Source organism: Terrabacter koreensis (assembly GCF_054783315.1).
This window is the reverse complement of sequence record NZ_BAAGQU010000020.1, coordinates 1-1,088: the sequence shown is the minus strand read 5'-3', so window position 1 is coordinate 1,088 and position 1,088 is coordinate 1. Positions and strand designations below refer to the sequence as shown.

The following is a 1,088-nucleotide window of genomic DNA, read 5'->3' as shown; positions in this document are numbered from 1 at the left end:
CGGCTTATTAGTACCGGTCAGCTCCACACATTGCTGTGCTTCCACATCCGGCCTATCAACCCAGTCGTCTAGCTGGGAGCCTCTCGCCCTCGCGGGCCTGGAAACCTCATCTTGAAACGTGCTTCCCGCTTAGATGCTTTCAGCGGTTATCACTTCCGAACGTAGCTAATCAGCGGTGCCCTTGGCAGGACAACTGACACACCAGAGGTTCGTCCATCCCGGTCCTCTCGTACTAGGGACAGCCTTTCTCAAGTTTCCTACGCGCACAGCGGATAGGGACCGAACTGTCTCACGACGTTCTAAACCCAGCTCGCGTACCGCTTTAATGGGCGAACAGCCCAACCCTTGGGACCTACTCCAGCCCCAGGATGCGACGAGCCGACATCGAGGTGCCAAACCATGCCGTCGATATGGACTCTTGGGCAAGATCAGCCTGTTATCCCCGGGGTACCTTTTATCCGTTGAGCGACGGCGCTTCCACAAGCCACCGCCGGATCACTAGTCCCGACTTTCGTCCCTGCTCGACATGTCTGTCTCACAGTCAAGCTCCCTTGTGCACTTACACTCAAAACCTGATTGCCAACCAGGCTGAGGGAACCTTTGGGCGCCTCCGTTACCTTTTAGGAGGCAACCGCCCCAGTTAAACTACCCACCAGGCACTGTCCCTGATCCGGATCACGGACCGAGGTTAGATATCCAGAACGACCAGAGTGGTATTTCAACGTTGACTCCACCATCACTGACGTGACGGCTTCACAGTCTCCCACCTATCCTACACAAGCCGTACCGAACACCAATACCAAGCTGTAGTAAAGGTCCCGGGGTCTTTCCGTCCTGCTGCGCGTAACGAGCATCTTTACTCGTAGTGCAATTTCGCCGAGTTCGTGGTTGAGACAGTGGAGAAGTCGTTACGCCATTCGTGCAGGTCGGAACTTACCCGACAAGGAATTTCGCTACCTTAGGATGGTTATAGTTACCACCGCCGTTTACTGGCGCTTAAGTTCTCAGCTTCGCCTTGCGGCTAACCGGTCCCCTTAACGTTCCAGCACCGGGCAGGCGTCAGTCCGTATACATCGTCTTGCGACTTG

1 rRNA gene is annotated in these 1,088 nt (G+C 55.4%); it reads right to left on the bottom strand.

From position 1 onward, the window contains the following. Window positions 1–1,088 (bottom strand): 23S ribosomal RNA (locus ACYVNR_RS21690); the annotation flags it as partial.